At 62.9% G+C, this 17,583-nt stretch carries 16 protein-coding genes; 10 read left to right on the top strand and 6 right to left on the bottom strand.

What is annotated here, in order from left to right; genetic code table 11:
- Positions 1–143: 143 nt before the first annotated feature.
- Positions 144–1,769, bottom strand: a complete 1,626-nt coding sequence (locus F3J44_RS07745; RefSeq protein ID WP_167271533.1) for a methyl-accepting chemotaxis protein — start codon at positions 1,767–1,769, stop codon at positions 144–146.
- A gap of 277 nt (positions 1,770–2,046) precedes the next feature.
- On the opposite strand from F3J44_RS07745, the gene F3J44_RS07740 reads away from it, so the two are divergent.
- The 3 genes from F3J44_RS07740 (at position 2,047) to F3J44_RS07730 (ending at position 4,653) form a co-directional block, all read left to right on the top strand.
- Positions 2,047–2,277, top strand: coding sequence for a hypothetical protein (locus F3J44_RS07740; RefSeq protein ID WP_167067559.1), 231 nt, complete (start codon positions 2,047–2,049; stop codon positions 2,275–2,277).
- On the top strand, positions 2,274–2,576 hold the full coding sequence (locus tag F3J44_RS07735; protein ID WP_167067562.1) for a cell division protein ZapA: 303 nt from the start codon (positions 2,274–2,276) through the stop codon (positions 2,574–2,576). The genes F3J44_RS07740 and F3J44_RS07735 overlap by 4 nt, the downstream gene beginning before the upstream one ends.
- 139 nt (positions 2,577–2,715) lie before the next feature.
- Positions 2,716–4,653: a methyl-accepting chemotaxis protein gene (locus F3J44_RS07730; protein ID WP_167271532.1), complete on the top strand. Its 1,938-nt coding sequence runs from the start codon at positions 2,716–2,718 to the stop codon at positions 4,651–4,653.
- A gap of 82 nt (positions 4,654–4,735) precedes the next feature.
- Here F3J44_RS07730 and F3J44_RS07725 read toward each other — a convergent pair whose 3' ends face one another.
- Positions 4,736–5,776: a low specificity L-threonine aldolase gene (locus F3J44_RS07725; RefSeq protein WP_167067567.1), complete on the bottom strand. Its 1,041-nt coding sequence runs from the start codon at positions 5,774–5,776 to the stop codon at positions 4,736–4,738.
- A 328-nt stretch (positions 5,777–6,104) separates the two neighbouring features.
- Between F3J44_RS07725 and F3J44_RS07720 the strand changes: the two genes are divergently transcribed.
- From F3J44_RS07720 to fdhA, 7 genes are all read left to right on the top strand, one after another.
- The gene (locus F3J44_RS07720; RefSeq protein ID WP_039581293.1) at positions 6,105–7,358 is read left to right on the top strand and encodes a serine hydroxymethyltransferase; all 1,254 of its coding nucleotides are present in this window, start codon (positions 6,105–6,107) and stop codon (positions 7,356–7,358) included.
- A 15-nt stretch (positions 7,359–7,373) separates the two neighbouring features.
- Positions 7,374–8,624: a sarcosine oxidase subunit beta family protein gene (locus tag F3J44_RS07715; protein WP_003255680.1), complete on the top strand. Its 1,251-nt coding sequence runs from the start codon at positions 7,374–7,376 to the stop codon at positions 8,622–8,624.
- A 14-nt stretch (positions 8,625–8,638) separates the two neighbouring features.
- Entirely contained in the window at positions 8,639–8,974 is a 336-nt protein-coding gene (locus F3J44_RS07710; RefSeq protein WP_167067569.1) for a sarcosine oxidase subunit delta, read from the top strand.
- Positions 8,971–11,988, top strand: coding sequence for a sarcosine oxidase subunit alpha (locus F3J44_RS07705; protein WP_167271531.1), 3,018 nt, complete (start codon positions 8,971–8,973; stop codon positions 11,986–11,988). The genes F3J44_RS07710 and F3J44_RS07705 overlap by 4 nt, the downstream gene beginning before the upstream one ends.
- A gap of 181 nt (positions 11,989–12,169) precedes the next feature.
- Positions 12,170–12,802, top strand: a complete 633-nt coding sequence (locus F3J44_RS07700; protein WP_167067575.1) for a sarcosine oxidase subunit gamma — start codon at positions 12,170–12,172, stop codon at positions 12,800–12,802.
- Positions 12,803–12,814: 12 nt separating this feature from the next.
- The gene (purU, locus tag F3J44_RS07695; protein WP_167067578.1) at positions 12,815–13,672 is read left to right on the top strand and encodes a formyltetrahydrofolate deformylase; all 858 of its coding nucleotides are present in this window, start codon (positions 12,815–12,817) and stop codon (positions 13,670–13,672) included.
- Between the two features lie 232 nt (positions 13,673–13,904).
- Complete coding sequence (gene fdhA / locus F3J44_RS07690; RefSeq protein ID WP_016393294.1) at positions 13,905–15,104, top strand: formaldehyde dehydrogenase, glutathione-independent; 1,200 nt, start codon at positions 13,905–13,907, stop codon at positions 15,102–15,104.
- A gap of 117 nt (positions 15,105–15,221) precedes the next feature.
- On the opposite strand, the gene F3J44_RS07685 is transcribed toward fdhA, so the two are convergent.
- From F3J44_RS07685 to F3J44_RS07670, 4 genes are all read right to left on the bottom strand, one after another.
- Positions 15,222–15,431 (bottom strand): hypothetical protein, encoded by a 210-nt coding sequence (locus F3J44_RS07685; protein ID WP_167067584.1) that lies wholly within the window; start codon positions 15,429–15,431, stop codon positions 15,222–15,224.
- A 406-nt stretch (positions 15,432–15,837) separates the two neighbouring features.
- Positions 15,838–16,104, bottom strand: a complete 267-nt coding sequence (locus F3J44_RS07680) for a DUF3077 domain-containing protein (protein ID WP_167271530.1) — start codon at positions 16,102–16,104, stop codon at positions 15,838–15,840.
- A 64-nt stretch (positions 16,105–16,168) separates the two neighbouring features.
- Positions 16,169–16,399 (bottom strand): hypothetical protein, encoded by a 231-nt coding sequence (locus F3J44_RS07675; protein ID WP_167271529.1) that lies wholly within the window; start codon positions 16,397–16,399, stop codon positions 16,169–16,171.
- Between the two features lie 437 nt (positions 16,400–16,836).
- Entirely contained in the window at positions 16,837–17,544 is a 708-nt protein-coding gene (locus tag F3J44_RS07670; protein ID WP_167271528.1) for an RHS repeat-associated core domain-containing protein, read from the bottom strand.
- Between the last annotated feature and the right edge of the window lie 39 nt (positions 17,545–17,583).

Genomic DNA, 17,583 nt, shown 5'->3' with positions numbered 1-17,583 from the left:
CTGGAACAATCTGGTAGGAGCGAGCGCAGCTCGCGATGGGGCGCGCAGCGGCCCCAGGTTCTCAGCTTCGCAGCTGATATTGCCGGGGCTGCGTTGCAGCCCATCGCGAGCTGCGCTAGCTCCTACCGTGGATACGCAAACTTTCAGGTCCGGAACCGCGCCACCAGGCCATTCAAATCAACCGCAAGGCGCGACAGCTCGGCACTCGCCGCGCTGGTTTGATGCGCCCCGGTGGCGCTCTGCACCGACAGGTCGTTGATGTTCACCAGGTTGCGGTCCACTTCGCGGGCCACCTGGGCTTGCTCCTCCGCCGCGCTGGCGATCACCAGGTTACGTTCGTTGATCTGCGCCACCGCCCCGGCGATGGTGTCCAGCGCCATGCCGGCGCCCTTGGCGATGTTCAGCGTCGACTCGGCGCGCTCGGTGCTGGTGCGCATCGACTCCACGGCCTCTTCGGTGCCGCCCTGGATGCTGCCGATCATGCGCTCGATCTCGCTGGTCGACTGCTGGGTGCGGTGGGCCAGTGCCCGCACTTCATCGGCCACCACGGCAAAGCCACGGCCCGCCTCACCGGCACGCGCCGCTTCGATCGCCGCGTTCAGGGCCAGCAGGTTGGTCTGGTCGGCCAGGCCACGGATCACGTCGAGCACCTTGCCGATGTCGCGCGACTGTTCGGCCAGGTGGGTGATGAGCTTGGCGGTGGCCTGCACATCACCGCTCATGCGCTCGATGGCGCCGACGGTTTCCATCACCAGGTCACGGCCATCGCCTGCCGAACGGCTGGCTTCGCTGGAGGCTTCGGAGGTGCTGACGGCATTGCGCGCCACCTCTTCAACGGCGCTGGTCATTTCGGTAACCGCCGTGGCGGCCTGTTCGATCTCGTTGTTCTGCTGCTGCAGGCCACGGGCGCTTTCGTCGGTGACGCAGTTCAGCTCCTCGGCCGCCGAGGCCAGCTGGGTGGCGGAACCGGCAATCAGCTGCAGGGTGTCGCGTAGCTTGTCCTGCATGCGGGCCATGGCGCGCAGCAGGCGTGCCGCTTCGTCGGTGCCTTCGGCGCGGATCACCTGGGTCAGGTCGCCATCGGCGATCTGCTCGGCGGCCTGCAGGGCTTCGTCGATTGGCTTGACAATGCTGCGGGTCAGCAGGAAGGCGCAGAGGAAGGTCAGCACGGCGGCGGCGACCAGCAAGCCGATGACCAGGGCGAAGGCGGTGGCGTACTGGCTGGCGGCGGTCTGGTTGGTGTCGCGGGTCTGGTCGGTGTTGATCTGCACCAGGGTGTCCATGACCTTGTTGATCTGGTCGGAGTTGGCCAGCAGATCGTTGTTCAGCAGGTTGCGCAGGCCGTCCACATCACCGGCCTGGCTCAGGGTGCGCATGCGCGACTCCAGCTGGCGGTACTGGCCGAGCAACTGGCCGAACTGCTCGAACGCGGCCTTTTCGTCCGCGGCGGTCACCAGCGGCTCATAGGCGCGGCGCGCGCGGTCGATCTGGGCATTGCGCTCGTCCAGCAGGCGCAGGGTGTCGCGCTGGGTTTCCGGCTCGCGGTTGAGCAACAGGCGGTAAGACAGGGTGCGCATGCGCAGGTTGAGCGCGGTCAGCTCGTCGAGGGTCTTGATGCTGGGCACGCTGACTTCTTCGATGACCACGCCGGCCTGTCGGATGTTGCCCATTTGCACGAGCGAGAAGATACCGAGGCCGAGCATGATCACGCCGATCAGGGCGAACCCGAGCAACGCGCGCGGGGCGATGTTCATGTTGCGTAGAGACATGGGAAAGAGTCCAGGCAGGGGAGAGGGGGCGCGCGGTCCGTGCGACGAAATAAGACCTGCCTGTCTATCGGTCGTGACCGGCCAGTCTTGAGGCTGACAGCGAAAAAATGTGAGGCAGCTATCTATTTACCTGACCGGCGGTTGACCCAGGTCGGAACAAGGGGGCCGATACCCTGTCAATCTGCGGGTTAGAAACCTTGTAAATCCGATATTTAATGGCGGGGGCTCACACTTTTCTTTATCGTGTGCGACCTTTGCAACAACCCGAGATAGACCCATGCTGGAAGCCTCCCTGAATCAAATCGAGCAACTGGTCAGCGACCTGATGCAGAAAAACGCTCAACTCACCGAGCAGAACACCGCCCTGGGCCAGGAACTGGCCCAGGCCAAGGAAGAAAACGAAACCCTGCAGCTGTCGCTGATGGAGCAGGAAGAGAAGAACGGCAGCACCGCTGCACGCCTGCAAGCCTTGGTTGATCGCGCCAGCGCAGGCGTCGCCAACGCATGAGACTGCAAGCGCAGCCGATCAATGTCGTGTCGATCCTCGGCATCGATTATTCGATCAAGGCGCCCGAGGGCCAGGAAGACACCCTGGCCCAGGCAGTGCGGATGCTCAACACCGCGCTGAACGAAACCAAGCGCCAGTACCCGACCCTGATCGGTGACAAGCTGCTGGTGCTGGCCGCGCTGAACCTGTGTTCCCGGCAGGTTGAACTGCAGAAGGAACACCAGCAGACCCTGGAGCGCACCCAGGCGCAAATCGACGCCACGGTGGATGCGATCGTTCGAACCATTGCCGAACAGTAGCAGCCTGATGCTCGGATACCTGTGGGAGCGGGCTTGCCCGCTCCCACATGATCGGCGCAGTTGTCGCAGATCACTGGATTAACTGAATACGCAAGTGTATACACTTTCCGCAAAACAATAATGAGCGGGGAGCATGGGCATGCGTATCTGGCGTAAGGGCATCCAGTGGCAATTGATCGCGAGCATGGGCGCTGCCCTGTTGGCGAGCATCCTGGTGGTGGTGGTCATCTTCACGGTGGCGCTCAACCGCCTCACCGAGCGTTACCTGGTGGACACGGCCTTGCCGGCCAGCATCGAAGCCATCCGCAACGACATCGAGCGCATGCTCGGCCAACCGCTGACAGCGGCTGCCGACATTGCCGGCAACACCTTGCTGCGCGACTGGCTCGCCGCTGGCGAAGACCCCGCCCAGGCCCCGCAATTTCTCGAATACCTGCAGGCTGCCAAGCAGCGCAACCACGCCTTCACGGCCATGTTCGCCGCCCCTGCAACGGGCCACTACTACCACGAGAACGGCCTGGACCGAACGCTCAGCCGCGCCAACCCCAAGGACGCATGGTTCTACGGCTACATCGACAGCGGCGCCGAGCGCCAGGTGAACATCGACATCGATGGCGCCACGGGCGAGCTGGCGCTGTTCATCAACTACCGCGTGGAAAAGGCCGGCAAGCTGGTTGGCGTGGCCGGCATGGGCTTGCGCATGACCGAGCTGTCGAAGCTGATTCACGACTTCAGCTTCGGTGAGCAGGGCAAGGTGCTGCTGGTGCGCAACGACGGGCTGATCCAGGTGCACCCGGACGCAGCGCTCAGCGGCAAGCGCCAGTTAAGCGAAGACATCGGTGTGCAAGCGGCCCAGGCCGTGATGGGCCAGGGCGAGCAACTGCACAGCGCGCATTTCACTCGTAATGGTGAAGATTACCTGGCCCTGGGGCTGCCCCTGCGTGATTTGAACTGGACCCTGGTGGCCGAAGTGCCCGAGGCGCAGATTTATGCACAGATGCGCCAGGCCGTGTGGCTTACCAGCCTGATCGGCGGCGGCGTGGCGCTGCTGTCCCTGCTGCTGGTGGTGCTGTTGGCCCGTGGCCTGGTGCGGCCGATTCGCAGCGTGACCACCGCCTTGGTGCAGATTGGCAGCGGTGCCGGCGACCTCAGCCACCGCCTGGACGATTCACGCCAGGATGAACTGGGCGACCTGGCCCGCGGCTTCAACCGCTTCCTCGACAGCCAGCGGGCGTTGATTGGCGAGGTGCTGCGCACCACCGAACGCCTGCACCGGGCGGTGGAGCAGGTAACCCAGGTGGTGGACAACACCGCCGAGCGCTCGGGCCGCCAGCAGGAAATGACCGAAATGGTCGCCACCGCCGTGCATGAGATGGGCCTTACCGTGCAGGACATCGCCCGCAATGCCGGCGACGCGGCCCTGGCCTCGCAAACGGCGCGGGAAGAGGCCGTGCAGGCCCGCGAAGTGGTGCGGCGCTCGGTGCAGGGCATCGAGGGCATGTCGGGCGACATTGGCAAGGCAGCTGACGCGGTAGGCCAGCTGGCCGAGGAAGTCGCCTCGATCGACCAGGTATTGGCGGTGATTCGCAGTATTTCCGAGCAAACCAACCTGCTGGCGCTGAACGCCGCCATCGAGGCGGCCAGGGCAGGGGAGATGGGCCGTGGCTTTGCCGTGGTGGCCGATGAAGTGCGCACCCTGGCCCGGCGCACGCAGCTTTCCACCGATGAGGTGCAGCAGATGATTCAGCGCCTCAAGCACGGGGCGGGTTCTGCGGTGAGTTCGATGCAGGCGGGGCAGCAGGCCACCGGCAGTGGGGTGGAATCGAGCCAGCGAACCGGGGCGTCGCTGGGTGCCATCACCGAGCAGGTCGAGCACATCAGCGACATGAACCAGCAGGTGGCCACTGCGACCGAGGAGCAGTCGGCGGTGACCGAGGAAATCAACCGCACGGTGCAGGGGATTTCCGACCTGGCCAGGGAAACGGCGGCCGAGGTGCAGGGCTGCCGCGAGCAGTGCCAGGCCCTGCGTGGCCTGGCCGACGATTTGGCGCGGCAGATGGGTGGGTTCAGGCTGTAGCATGCAATTCGCGAGCTACGCTCGCTCCTACCAGGGATTGCGTACCCCGGTAGGAGCGAGCGCAGCTCGCGAATGCGCCCTGTCAGGCGCTGACGATACTGCGGATATCCGCCGCCAGCTCGCGCACCCGCTCTTGCTCGGTATCCCACGAGCACATGAACCGCGCCCCACCACTGCCAATGAAGGTATAGAACCGCCACCCCTTGCCACGCAGCGCTTCAATGGCATGCTCCGGCATCTGCAGGAACACCCCGTTGGCCTCCACCGGGAACATCAACTGCACCCCAGGCAGGTCGCTCACCAGCGACGCCAGCAACTGCGCACACTGGTTGGCATGGTTGCCATACCGTAGCCAGGCGCCACCCTCCAGCAGCCCGACCCACGGCGCCGACAGGAAGCGCATTTTCGACGCCAGCTGCCCGGCCTGCTTGCAGCGGTAGTCGAAGTCCTCGGCCAACTGGCGATTGAAGAACAGAATCGCCTCGCCCACCGCCATGCCGTTCTTGGTGCCGCCAAAGCACAGCACATCCACGCCGGCCTTCCAGGTGAGTTCAGCCGGGCTGCAGCCGAGGAAGGCGCAGGCATTGGTGAAGCGTGCGCCGTCCATGTGCAGGTTCAGGCCCAGCTCCTTGCAGGTAGCGCTGATCGCCTTGAGCTCGTCGGGGCGGTACACGGTACCCACTTCGGTGGCCTGGGTGAGGGTGACCACCCGTGGCTTGGGGTAGTGGATGTCCTGGCGCTTGAGCGCCACTTCGCGGATCGACTCGGGCGTGAGCTTGCCGTTGACGCTGGGCGCGGTGAGCAGCTTGGAGCCGTTGGAGAAGAACTCCGGCGCGCCGCACTCGTCGGTTTCGACGTGAGCGGTTTCCGAGCAGATCACGCTGTGGTAGCTCTGGCACAGCGAGGCCAGGGCCAGGGAGTTGGCGGCGGTGCCGTTGAAGGCGAAGAACACCTCGCAGTCGGTTTCGAACAGCTGGCGGAAGTATTCCGACGCCCGCTCGGTCCATTGGTCGTCACCGTAGGCGCGGTCGTGGCCATGGTTGGCCTTTTCCATCGCGGCCCAGGCTTCGGGGCAGATGCCGGAATAGTTGTCGCTGGCGAATTGTTGGCTCTTATCTGTCATGACACTGTCCTGTGAACGACGCAGAACAGCACTCTAAACCATCGCTTTGGCGGTTGCCTATACAACCTGTGCATGGGCTGATTTCAGTGTTGTTTGTGCCGGCCTCTTCGCGGGGCAAGCCCACCCCTACAAGGCCCGCGCGCCCAGGTTCCCTGTAGGAGCGGGCTTGCCCCGCGAAAAGGCCGGCCCTGAGAACACAAACCCAATGTCGTAAACGCGCCATTGCAAGGCGTGCGCAGGCATCTGACCCGCCCGTGCCAGTCATAACATCGCCACAAAGGGCCACAGTGCCCCACGACAAAAAACGATCGCTGCCGGGAGAGACACGATGTTCAGCAAGCAAGACCAGATCCAGGGTTATGACGACGCACTGCTGGCGGCGATGAATGCCGAAGAACAGCGCCAGGAAGATCACATCGAGCTGATCGCCTCGGAGAACTACACCTCCAAGCGCGTGATGCAGGCCCAAGGCAGCGGCCTGACCAACAAGTACGCCGAAGGCTACCCAGGCAAGCGCTACTACGGTGGCTGCGAGCACGTCGACAAGGTTGAAGCCCTGGCCATCGAGCGCGCCAAGCAACTGTTCGGCGCCGACTACGCCAACGTTCAGCCGCACTCCGGCTCTTCGGCCAACGGCGCGGTGTACCTGGCCCTGCTGCAGGCGGGCGACACCATCCTGGGCATGAGCCTGGCCCACGGCGGCCACCTGACCCACGGCGCCAAAGTGTCGTCCTCGGGCAAGCTGTACAACGCCGTGCAGTACGGCATCGACACCAACACCGGCCTGATCGACTACGACGAAGTCGAGCGCCTGGCCGTCGAGCACAAGCCGAAGATGATCGTTGCCGGCTTCTCGGCCTACTCCAAGACCCTCGACTTCCCACGCTTCCGCGCCATCGCCGACAAGGTCGGTGCGCTGCTGTTCGTCGACATGGCCCACGTTGCCGGCCTGGTTGCCGCTGGCCTGTACCCGAACCCGATTCCATTCGCCGACGTGGTCACCACCACCACCCACAAGACCCTGCGCGGCCCACGTGGTGGCCTGATCCTGGCCAAGTCCAACGAAGAGATCGAGAAAAAGCTCAACGCCGCCGTGTTCCCTGGCGCCCAGGGCGGCCCGCTGATGCACGTGATCGCCGCCAAGGCGGTGTGCTTCAAGGAAGCGCTGGAGCCTGAGTTCAAGAGCTACCAGAAACAAGTCATCGAAAACGCCCAGGCCATGGCCCAGGTATTCATCGACCGCGGCTACGACGTGGTGTCCGGTGGCACCGACAACCACCTGTTCCTGGTCAGCCTGATTCGCCAGGGCCTGACCGGCAAAGATGCCGACGCAGCCCTGGGCCGCGCGCACATCACTGTGAACAAGAACGCCGTGCCGAACGACCCACAGTCGCCGTTCGTGACCTCGGGCCTGCGCATCGGCACCCCGGCTGTCACCACCCGTGGCTTCAAGGTTGCCCAGTGCGTGGCGCTGGCCGGCTGGATCTGCGACATCCTCGACAACCTGGGTGATGCCGACGTTGAAGCCGATGTGGCGAAGAACGTCGCGGCCCTGTGCGCAGATTTCCCTGTATACCGCTGAGTGGAGTCACACACCATGCAACGTTACTCGGGCTTCGGCCTTTTCAAGCACTCCCTCAGCCACCACGAGAACTGGCAGCGCATGTGGCGCACGCCAACCCCTAAAAAGGTCTACGACGTGGTCATCGTCGGCGGTGGCGGCCATGGCCTGGCCACGGCCTACTACCTGGCCAAGGAACACGGCATCACCAACGTCGCGGTGATCGAGAAGGGTTACCTGGGTGGTGGCAACACCGCCCGTAACACCACCATCGTGCGTTCCAACTACCTGTGGGACGAGTCGGCGCACCTGTACGAGCACGCCATGAAGCTGTGGGAGGGCCTGTCCCAGGACCTCAACTACAACGTGATGTTCTCCCAGCGCGGCGTCTACAACCTGTGCCACACCCTGCAGGACATGCGTGACTCCGAGCGCCGTGTGAGCGCCAACCGCCTCAACGGCGTGGATGGCGAACTGCTCAACACCGCCCAGGTGGCGGCGGAAATCCCGTACCTGGACTGCTCCAAGAACACCCGCTATCCGATCCTCGGTGCCACCGTTCAGCGCCGCGGCGGCGTAGCCCGCCACGACGCCGTGGCCTGGGGCTTCGCCCGTGCCGCCGACGCCCTGGGCGTGGACCTGATCCAGCAAACCGAAGTGATCGGCTTCCGCAAGGAAAACGGCGCGGTCATCGGCGTTGAAACCAACAAAGGCTTCATCGGCGCCAAGCGCGTAGGTGTGGTCACTGCCGGTAACTCGGGGCACATGGCCAAGCTGGCCGGCTTCCGCCTGCCGCTGGAATCGCACCCGCTGCAGGCACTGGTGTCGGAGCCGATCAAGCCGATCATCGACTCGGTGATCATGTCCAACGCCGTACACGGCTACATCAGCCAGTCCGACAAGGGCGACCTGGTGATCGGTGCCGGTATCGACGGCTGGGTCGGCTACGGCCAGCGCGGTTCGTACCCGGTGATCGAGCACACCCTGCAGGCCATCGTCGAGATGTTCCCGAACCTGTCGCGCGTGCGCATGAACCGCCAGTGGGGCGGCATCGTCGACACCTCGCCGGATGCGTGCCCGATCATCACCAAGACCCCGGTCAAGAACATGTTCTTCAACTGCGGTTGGGGTACTGGCGGCTTCAAGGCAACCCCGGGCTCGGGCAACGTCTTCGCCGCAAGCCTGGCCAAGGGCGAGATGCACCCGCTGGCTGCGCCGTTCTCCATGGACCGTTTCTACAACGGCGCACTGATCGACGAACACGGCGCCGCCGCCGTCGCCCACTAACCGGAGACACCGTCATGTTGCATATTTTCTGTCCCCACTGCGGCGAGCTGCGCTCCGAAGAAGAGTTCCACGCCTCTGGCCAGGCGCACATCGCCCGCCCGCTGGACCCTGCCGCCTGCTCCGACGAGGAGTGGGGCACCTACATGTTCTACCGTGACAACCCACGCGGGATTCACCATGAACTGTGGGACCACGTTGCCGGCTGCCGCCAGTATTTCAACGTCACCCGCGACACCGTGACCTACGAGATTCTGGAAACCTACAAGATTGGCGAGAAGCCGCAAGTGACCGCCAATGGCAAGGCCGCCAGCGCGCCGTCGACCGTCAAAGGCCAAGGGGAAAAAGTATGAGCCAAACCTATCGCCTCGCCAGCGGCGGCCGTATCGACCGCAGCAAGGTCCTGAACTTCAGCTTCAACGGCAAGACCTACCAAGGGTATGCCGGTGACAGCCTGGCCGCCGCGCTGCTGGCCAATGGCGTCGACATCGTCGGCCGCAGCTTCAAGTACTCGCGCCCACGCGGCATCATCGCCGCCGGCACCGAAGAGCCGAACGCCATCCTGCAGATCGGCTCCAGCGAAGCCACCCAGATCCCCAACGTGCGGGCTACCCAGCAGGCCCTGTACGCAGGCCTGGTCGCCACCAGCACCAACGGCTGGCCGAACGTCAACAACGACGTCATGGGCATCCTTGGCAAGGTCGGCGGCAGCATGATGCCGCCTGGCTTCTACTACAAAACCTTCATGTACCCCAAATCGTTCTGGATGACCTACGAGAAGTACATCCGCAAGGCAGCCGGCCTTGGCCGTGCGCCGCTGCAGAACGACCCGGACAGCTACGACTACATGAACCAGCACTGCGACGTGCTGATCGTCGGTGCAGGCCCTGCAGGCCTGGCCGCTGCCCTGGCCGCTGCACGCAGCGGTGCCCGGGTGATCCTGGCTGACGAGCAGGAAGAGTTCGGCGGCAGCCTGCTCGACTCGCGCGAAACCCTGGACGGCAAGCCTGCCATGGAATGGGTCAGCGCCGTGGTCAAGGAGCTGGAAAGCCTGCCGGAAGTGACCCTGCTGCCACGCGCCACGGTCAACGGCTACCACGACCACAACTTCCTGACCATTCACGAGCGCCTGACCGACCACCTCGGTGACCGCGCGCCGATCGGCCAGGTGCGCCACCGCGTGCACCGTGTGCGCGCCAAGCGCGTGGTACTGGCTGCCGGTGCCCACGAGCGCCCGCTGGTGTACGGCAACAACGACGTGCCGGGCAACATGCTGGCCGGTGCCGTTTCCACCTACGTGCGCCGCTACGGCGTGGCCCCAGGCCGCAAGCTGGTGCTGTCGACCAACAACGACCACGCCTACCGCGCCGCGCTCGACTGGCACGATGCTGGCCTGCAAGTGGTCGCCATCGCCGACGCCCGCCACAACCCACGCGGTTCGCTGGTTGAGGAAGCACGTGCCAAGGGCATTCGCATCCTGACCTCCAGCGCCGTGGTCGAGGCCCGTGGCACCAAGCACGTCAGCGGCGCCCGTGTGGCGGCCATCGATGTGCAGGCGCACAAGGTCACCAGCCCTGGCGAAACCCTTGACTGCGACCTGATCGCCACCTCCGGCGGCTACAGCCCGATCGTGCACCTGGCTTCGCACCTGGGCGGCCGCCCGGTGTGGCGTGAAGACATCCTTGGCTTCGTGCCAGGCGATGCCCCGCAAAAACGTGAATGCGTAGGCGGCGTGCATGGCGTATACGCCCTGGGCGATGTGATTGCCGACGGCTTCGAAGGCGGCGCCCGCGCAGCCACGGAAGCTGGCTTCAAGGCCACTGTTGGCAGCCTGCCGAAAACCGTGGCACGCAAGGAAGAGGCCACCGTGGCACTGTTCCAGGTGCCGCACGACAAAGGCACCGCCCGTGCGCCGAAGCAGTTCGTCGACCAGCAGAACGACGTGACCGCCGCCGCCATCGAGCTGGCCACCCGCGAAGGCTTCGAGTCGGTCGAGCACGTAAAACGCTACACCGCGCTGGGCTTCGGCACCGACCAAGGCAAGCTGGGCAACATCAACGGCCTGGCCATTGCCGCCCGCTCCATCGGCATCACCATTCCGGAAATGGGCACCACCATGTTCCGCCCAAACTACACGCCGGTGACCTTCGGTGCGGTAGCGGGCCGCCACTGTGGCCACTTGTTCGAGCCGGTGCGCTTCACTGCCCTGCATGCCTGGCACGTGAAGAATGGCGCCGAGTTCGAAGACGTCGGCCAGTGGAAGCGCCCGTGGTACTTCCCGAAAGCCGGTGAAGACATCCATGCCGCCGTGGCCCGCGAATGCAAGGCCGTGCGCGACAGCGTGGGCCTGCTGGACGCCTCGACCCTGGGCAAGATCGACATCCAGGGCCCGGACGCCCGTGAGTTCCTCAACCGCATCTACACCAACGCCTGGACCAAGCTCGACGTGGGCAAGGCCCGCTACGGCCTGATGTGCAAGGAAGACGGCATGGTCTTCGACGACGGCGTAACCGCCTGCGTTGGCGACAACCACTTCATCATGACCACCACCACCGGCGGCGCCGCCCGCGTGCTGCAGTGGATGGAGCTGTACCACCAGACCGAGTGGCCGGAGCTGAAGGTGTACTTCACCTCGGTGACCGACCACTGGGCCACCATGACCCTGTCCGGCCCCAACAGCCGCAAGCTGCTCAGCGAGCTGACCGACATCGACATGGACAAGGAAGCCTTCCCGTTCATGACCTGGAAGGAAGGCAACGTTGGCGGCGTACCGGCCCGGGTGTTCCGGATCTCGTTCACCGGCGAGCTGTCGTACGAAGTCAACGTGCAGGCCAACTACGCCATGGGCGTGCTGGAGCAGATCATCGAGGCGGGCAAGAAGTACAACCTGACCCCGTATGGCACCGAAACCATGCACGTACTGCGTGCCGAGAAGGGCTTCATCATCGTGGGCCAGGACACCGATGGCTCGATGAACCCGGACGACCTGAACATGAGCTGGTGCGTGGGCCGCAACAAGCCGTTCTCGTGGATCGGCCTGCGTGGCATGAACCGCGAAGACTGCGTGCGTGAAAACCGCAAGCAGCTGGTAGGCCTGAAGCCGATCGACCCCACCAAGTGGCTGCCTGAAGGCGCCCAGTTGGTGTTCGACCCGAAGCAGCCTATTCCGATGGACATGGTTGGCCACGTGACCTCCAGCTACGCCTCCAACTCCCTGGGCTATTCGTTCGCCATGGGCGTGGTCAAGGGCGGCCTCAAGCGCATGGGCGAGCGCGTGTTCTCGCCACAGGCAGACGGCAGCGTGATCGAGGCGGAGATCGTGTCTTCGGTGTTCTTCGATCCGAAGGGTGAGCGGCAGAACGTTTGAGGCCCATAACTAGGTCCGCTTGAAATGCAAGCCCTGTAGGAGCGGGCTTGCCCCGCGAAGGCAGAGGTGGCCTCGCCGCCCTCTTCGCGGGACAAGCCCGCTCCTACAGACCACGGCTGCTATTCGGGCATTGCGTCTGACCTTCGGTCTTACGGACAACAGAATTCAAGGCAGGTAAGAAATGAGCGCTATCAACGTCTTCCAGCAAAACCCCGGCGCCGAGGCCAAGGCCCAGTCGCCACTGCACCACGCCGACCTGGCCAGCCTGGTGGGCAAAGGCCGCAAGAACGCAGGCGTAACCCTGCGCGAGAAGAAATTCCTCGGCCACCTGACCCTGCGTGGCGATGGCCACAACCCGGAATTCGCCGCCGGCGTGCACAAGGCCCTGGGCCTGGAGCTGCCGGTTGCCCTGACCGTGGTGGCCAACGGCGACACCTCGCTGCAGTGGGTTGGCCCCGACGAGTGGCTGCTGATCGTGCCCGGCGGGCAGGAGCTGGCAGTGGAGCAGAAACTGCGTGCGGCCCTTGAAGGCCAGCACATCCAGGTGGTGAACGTCAGCGGCGGGCAAAGCCTGCTGGAACTGCGCGGCCCGAACGTGCGCGAAGTGCTGATGAAGTCCACCAGCTATGATGTTCACCCGAACAACTTCCCGGTGGGCAAGGCCGTGGGCACCGTGTTCGCCAAGTCGCAACTGGTGATCCGCCGTACCGCCGAAGACACCTGGGAACTGGTGATTCGCCGCAGCTTCTCCGACTACTGGTGGCTGTGGCTGCAGGACGCTTCGGCCGAATACGGCCTGAGCATCGAGGCGTAAGGAGAACGGAACATGAGTCGGGCACCGGATACCTGGATTCTCACCGCCGACTGCCCGAGCATGCTCGGCACTGTCGACGTGGTGACGCGCTACCTCTACGAGCAGCGCTGCTACGTGACCGAGCACCATTCCTTCGATGACCGGCTGTCGGGGCGGTTCTTCATTCGCGTGGAGTTCCGCCAGCCGGACGATTTCGACGAGGCCGGCTTTCGCGCCGGCCTTGCCGAGCGCAGCGAAGCGTTCGGCATGGCGTTCGAGCTGACCGCACCCAATCACCGCCCCAAGGTGGTGATCATGGTGTCCAAGGCCGACCACTGCCTGAACGACCTGCTGTACCGCCAGCGCATCGGCCAGTTGGCCATGGACGTGGTCGCGGTGGTGTCCAACCACCCTGACCTCGAACCGCTCGCGCACTGGCACAAGATTCCCTACTACCACTTCGCCCTCGACCCGAAAGACAAGCCGGGCCAAGAGCGCAAGGTGATGCAGGTGATCGAGGAAACCGGGGCGGAGCTGGTGGTGCTTGCCCGTTACATGCAGGTGCTGTCGCCGGAGCTGTGCCGGCGCCTGGATGGCTGGGCGATCAACATTCACCACTCGTTGTTGCCGGGGTTCAAGGGCGCCAAGCCTTATCACCAGGCGTACAACAAGGGCGTGAAGATGGTCGGCGCTACCGCGCACTACATCAACAACGACCTCGACGAGGGGCCGATCATTGCCCAGGGCGTCGAGGTGGTGGACCACAGCCATTACCCGGAAGACCTGATTGCCAAGGGGCGCGACATCGAGTGCCTGACCTTGGCGCGGGCCGTGGGGTACCACATTGAGCGGCGGGTGTTCCTTAACGCCAATCGCACGGTTGTTCTGTAGCAGCCTGTACTGGCCCTTTCGCGGGGCAAGCCCGCTCCTACAAGAGCGGGCTTGCCCGCGAAGGGGCCGACGCATTTCTACCTGCCGCTAAAAGGCATCCCCTTGTCGCTTCCAGTCAGCGCACATCGCCGTTTCAGGCCCACAATTCCTGCACTCCAGTAACACATGCCGCCCATGGACGGCGGCACGTTCCACCACCGCTGCAAACATAAAAATCAAGCGAGGTAAGAGCATGTCTGGCAATCGTGGAGTGGTGTATCTCGGCGCGGGCAAGGTCGAGGTGCAGAAGATCGACTACCCGAAAATGCAAGACCCACGCGGCAAGAAGATCGAGCACGGCGTGATCCTCAAGGTGGTTTCCACCAACATTTGCGGCTCCGACCAGCACATGGTCCGTGGCCGCACCACTGCCCAGGTCGGCCTGGTGCTTGGCCACGAAATCACCGGTGAAATCGTCGAGTTGGGGCGTGATGTAGAACGCCTGAAAATCGGTGACCTGGTGTCGGTACCGTTCAACGTCGCGTGCGGGCGCTGCCGCTCGTGCAAAGAGATGCACACCGGTGTCTGCCTCACCGTCAACCCGGCCCGCGCCGGTGGTGCCTATGGCTACGTCGACATGGGCGACTGGACCGGTGGCCAGGCCGAGTACGTGTTGGTGCCATACGCCGACTTCAACCTGCTGAAACTGCCCGACCGCGACAAGGCCATGGAAAAGATCCGCGACCTGACCTGCCTGTCGGACATCCTGCCAACCGGCTACCACGGCGCCGTCACTGCTGGCGTTGGCCCAGGCAGTACCGTCTACGTGGCCGGTGCCGGCCCGGTGGGCCTTGCCGCTGCTGCCTCGGCGCGCCTGCTGGGCGCTGCCTGCGTGATCGTCGGTGACCTGAACCCGGCCCGCCTGGCCCACGCCAAGTCCCAAGGCTTCGAAGTGGTCGACCTGTCCAAGGACACCCCGCTGCACGAGCAGATTGTCGACATCCTGGGCGAGCCTGAAGTGGACTGCGCCGTTGACGCCGTGGGCTTCGAGGCCCGTGGCCATGGCCACGAAGGCGCCAAGCACGAGGCCCCGGCCACCGTGCTGAACTCGCTGATGCAGGTCACTCGCGTGGCTGGCAGCATTGGTATTCCGGGCCTGTACGTGACCGAAGACCCGGGTGCGGTGGATGCTGCGGCCAAGATCGGCGCGCTGAGCATTCGCTTTGGCCTGGGCTGGGCCAAGTCGCACAGCTTCCACACCGGGCAAACCCCGACCATGAAGTACAACCGCCAGCTGATGCAGGCGATCATGTGGGACCGCATCAACATTGCCGAGGTGGTGGGGGTGCAGGTCATCAACCTGGACCAGGCGCCGGAAGGCTATGGCGAGTTTGATGCCGGTGTGCCGAAGAAATTCGTCATCGACCCGCACAAGATGTGGGGCGCGGCGTGACCGTGTGATGTGGGAAAGCCCCTCTTGTAGAGGGGCTTTTTTTTGGCGGGTAGATCGAGCGCCGCAGGCGGCGCATCGCGAGCTTTGCTCGCTCCTACCAGGCCAGCTACCCAGCCTTCAGGCCTGGTCGCCTGAACCTTGAACGGCCAGCACCGAGCCTTTGTCATCGGTAGCCAGCAGCCCGGAGGCTTGAGTGTCGTCGGTACTCAACTCCGCCAGCGGCTGCTCGGCATTGCGAAAGATGGCGCGGTGCTGGTCGCCTTGCTTCACGGTGACGAGCTTGTCGCCCTGGTAAAAGAACAGCGTGTTGTTCGGTGCTTTGCTCATGGTTCGAATCCCTGCTGGGGTGGATGAATGGGCGCTGCATGAAACCCATTCTGAACACCCGCAGGAATTTTCATACTGGCAGAAATAACAGTTTTAAAGCCTGGCGCAGCAGCTGTAGGAGATAACCCAGCCCTTGCGGGCTGCGCTGTCGCGCAGGGAACCGTGCCAGCAGCCGCGCCGCCATCCTTTGTAGGAGCGGGCTTGCCCCGCGAACACCGGCGCAGCCGGTGCCATACACCGCGGTGTTTGCTTCGCGGGTCAAGCCCGCTCCTACAGGATTCACCGTTAAATCAGATATTTGCGATTTGTTCCATGAGAGCCTACCCAGCCCTACGGGCTGCGCTGTCGCGCTGCAGTTCCCTGTGGGAGCGGGCTTGCCCGCGAAGGGGCCAGCCCGGTCGACCCATTATTTACGCATCATCCCCAACTCGGCATCATCCATCAGCGCCTTGGCCATTGCGCTCAGGTAATGGGAAGCCCAAAGCAACTGCGGCTTGTCTTCCATAAGCCCTTCGATGGTCAAATCCCGCACATAGCCCATCAGTTCCGAAGCCTGTTCGCGGGCGTTCTGGCAGGGAATGCCCGGGGCGATGCAGAACAGCGGGTGGGTATGGCCTTCGCCTTGGTAGAAAAAGGTTTTGCCTACGGTGGTGTTGGTATTGTCACTGCTCATTTTTCAATCTCCCTGAAATTTCTCGGTTGCCTGGGCCAGCCCAGGCAACACAAAAGCTCAACCGTTAATGCTGCGCCTGCGGCTGCATCTGGGCCAAGGCTGCCTCAAGCAACGCCTGCAGCGCTTCAAGCTGATGCATCGTGGCCATGACCAGAATCGAGGCTGGTGACTTGGGCTGCAGCAAGATCGCCTGGTGCGCGACGGCTTGGGCACACAGCACATGGTCCGTGGCCTGGATGAGGGTGTCTTCGAGGGAATGGGAGGTGTTGGGTGGATCGGGGACAATCTTACGCATTGGTTTTTTCTCGATAGGGGCCACCACCCTCTGCTGTCAAACAGGTGGGTGGCAGCTGTGCATGGGTTGACAGACCGGTAGAAAAACCAAAAAACCCGGCGCACACGAGGTGCCCCACACACAGCCGCCATCGAGGGCTAAAGCCATGAAGATTTTCTGGTCGGCCTGTCAAAGCCGGTCGCTGTTTTCGCAACGACCGCCCGACACTAGGGCGCATCCCAGATCATCGCAATGGCTTAAGCGGTTTGGGACTGTAATTCAGAAACGTCCTACAAGTAAGGGGAAAAAACTGAATGCCTGAGGGAATCTTACGCGCCAGGCCTGCGTTCGTACTCGCCTAGCCAATCGAGCGCCGCTTGCGGCGCTCGATCTTAAGTTCAGCAAGTCCTCAATCATTGTCGTCGGCGAGCATCTGATCGGAACCTTGAGTCAATTTTTTAGTACAGTATCGCACCCCTAATCGCTTTTACATTTGCTGAGGTTTTTTGTAATTCTAAAATGTTGTTTGTGACTTTTAAGTAGCGCTGAACTATTGGGATGTTGTATTCGCTTTGCAAATATTCGATTCGATTTTTACGGTTTTTTAATTGTTCAAGTTTAGAGTTTATTAACTCGGGGTCTACAGTTGTCAGGTCGTACAGTTTAGCGGATTCAATCAATTCTTTATTTGCGGAGGTGAGCTGACTTATTTCGTTTCGCGCCATGCGCTTTACCATAAACCTGCCGAGGTCATCGTTGGCCTGTCCATGCGGCGCTCGCTCATCGCCTGTTGTGCCCTGAAGTGTTGAAGTGACAGGTCGATCTTTTTTTGGTGTTCTTCCAAAAAAGCGATTCTGGATACCTTTTTTGAAGCTTACGAATGGTTTGAAAATGAGTGGTACATGCCCAGAGGGGTCTATTCTACCTACCGGGTCACCCTTGCAGTAAGAATAGGCATTGATACCCCCGTTGCCAAATGGGCTTAAACTGTCTGGTGAAACGAAGCGCATCAAGTCTGTGCGATAACCTCTGTAGCCAGAACCCAACAAATATAGCGATGGCAGTGTTTGTACAGGCTCTCCATTGAAGCCGAGCAGTGTCTGCGTCGTATGATTTTGTGAGCCAAAGCCATAGACAGTATAAACGAGTGGTTCTTCTCTGCTCATACGGTTGTGCTCCTATCAGGTAGTGTGGCGATATCAAAT

The organism is Pantoea sp. Tr-811, assembly GCF_011752535.1.
Taxonomy (GTDB): domain Bacteria; phylum Pseudomonadota; class Gammaproteobacteria; order Pseudomonadales; family Pseudomonadaceae; genus Aquipseudomonas.
Note: the sequence above shows the minus strand (reverse complement) of the source record. Positions and strands in the feature narration are given on the sequence as shown.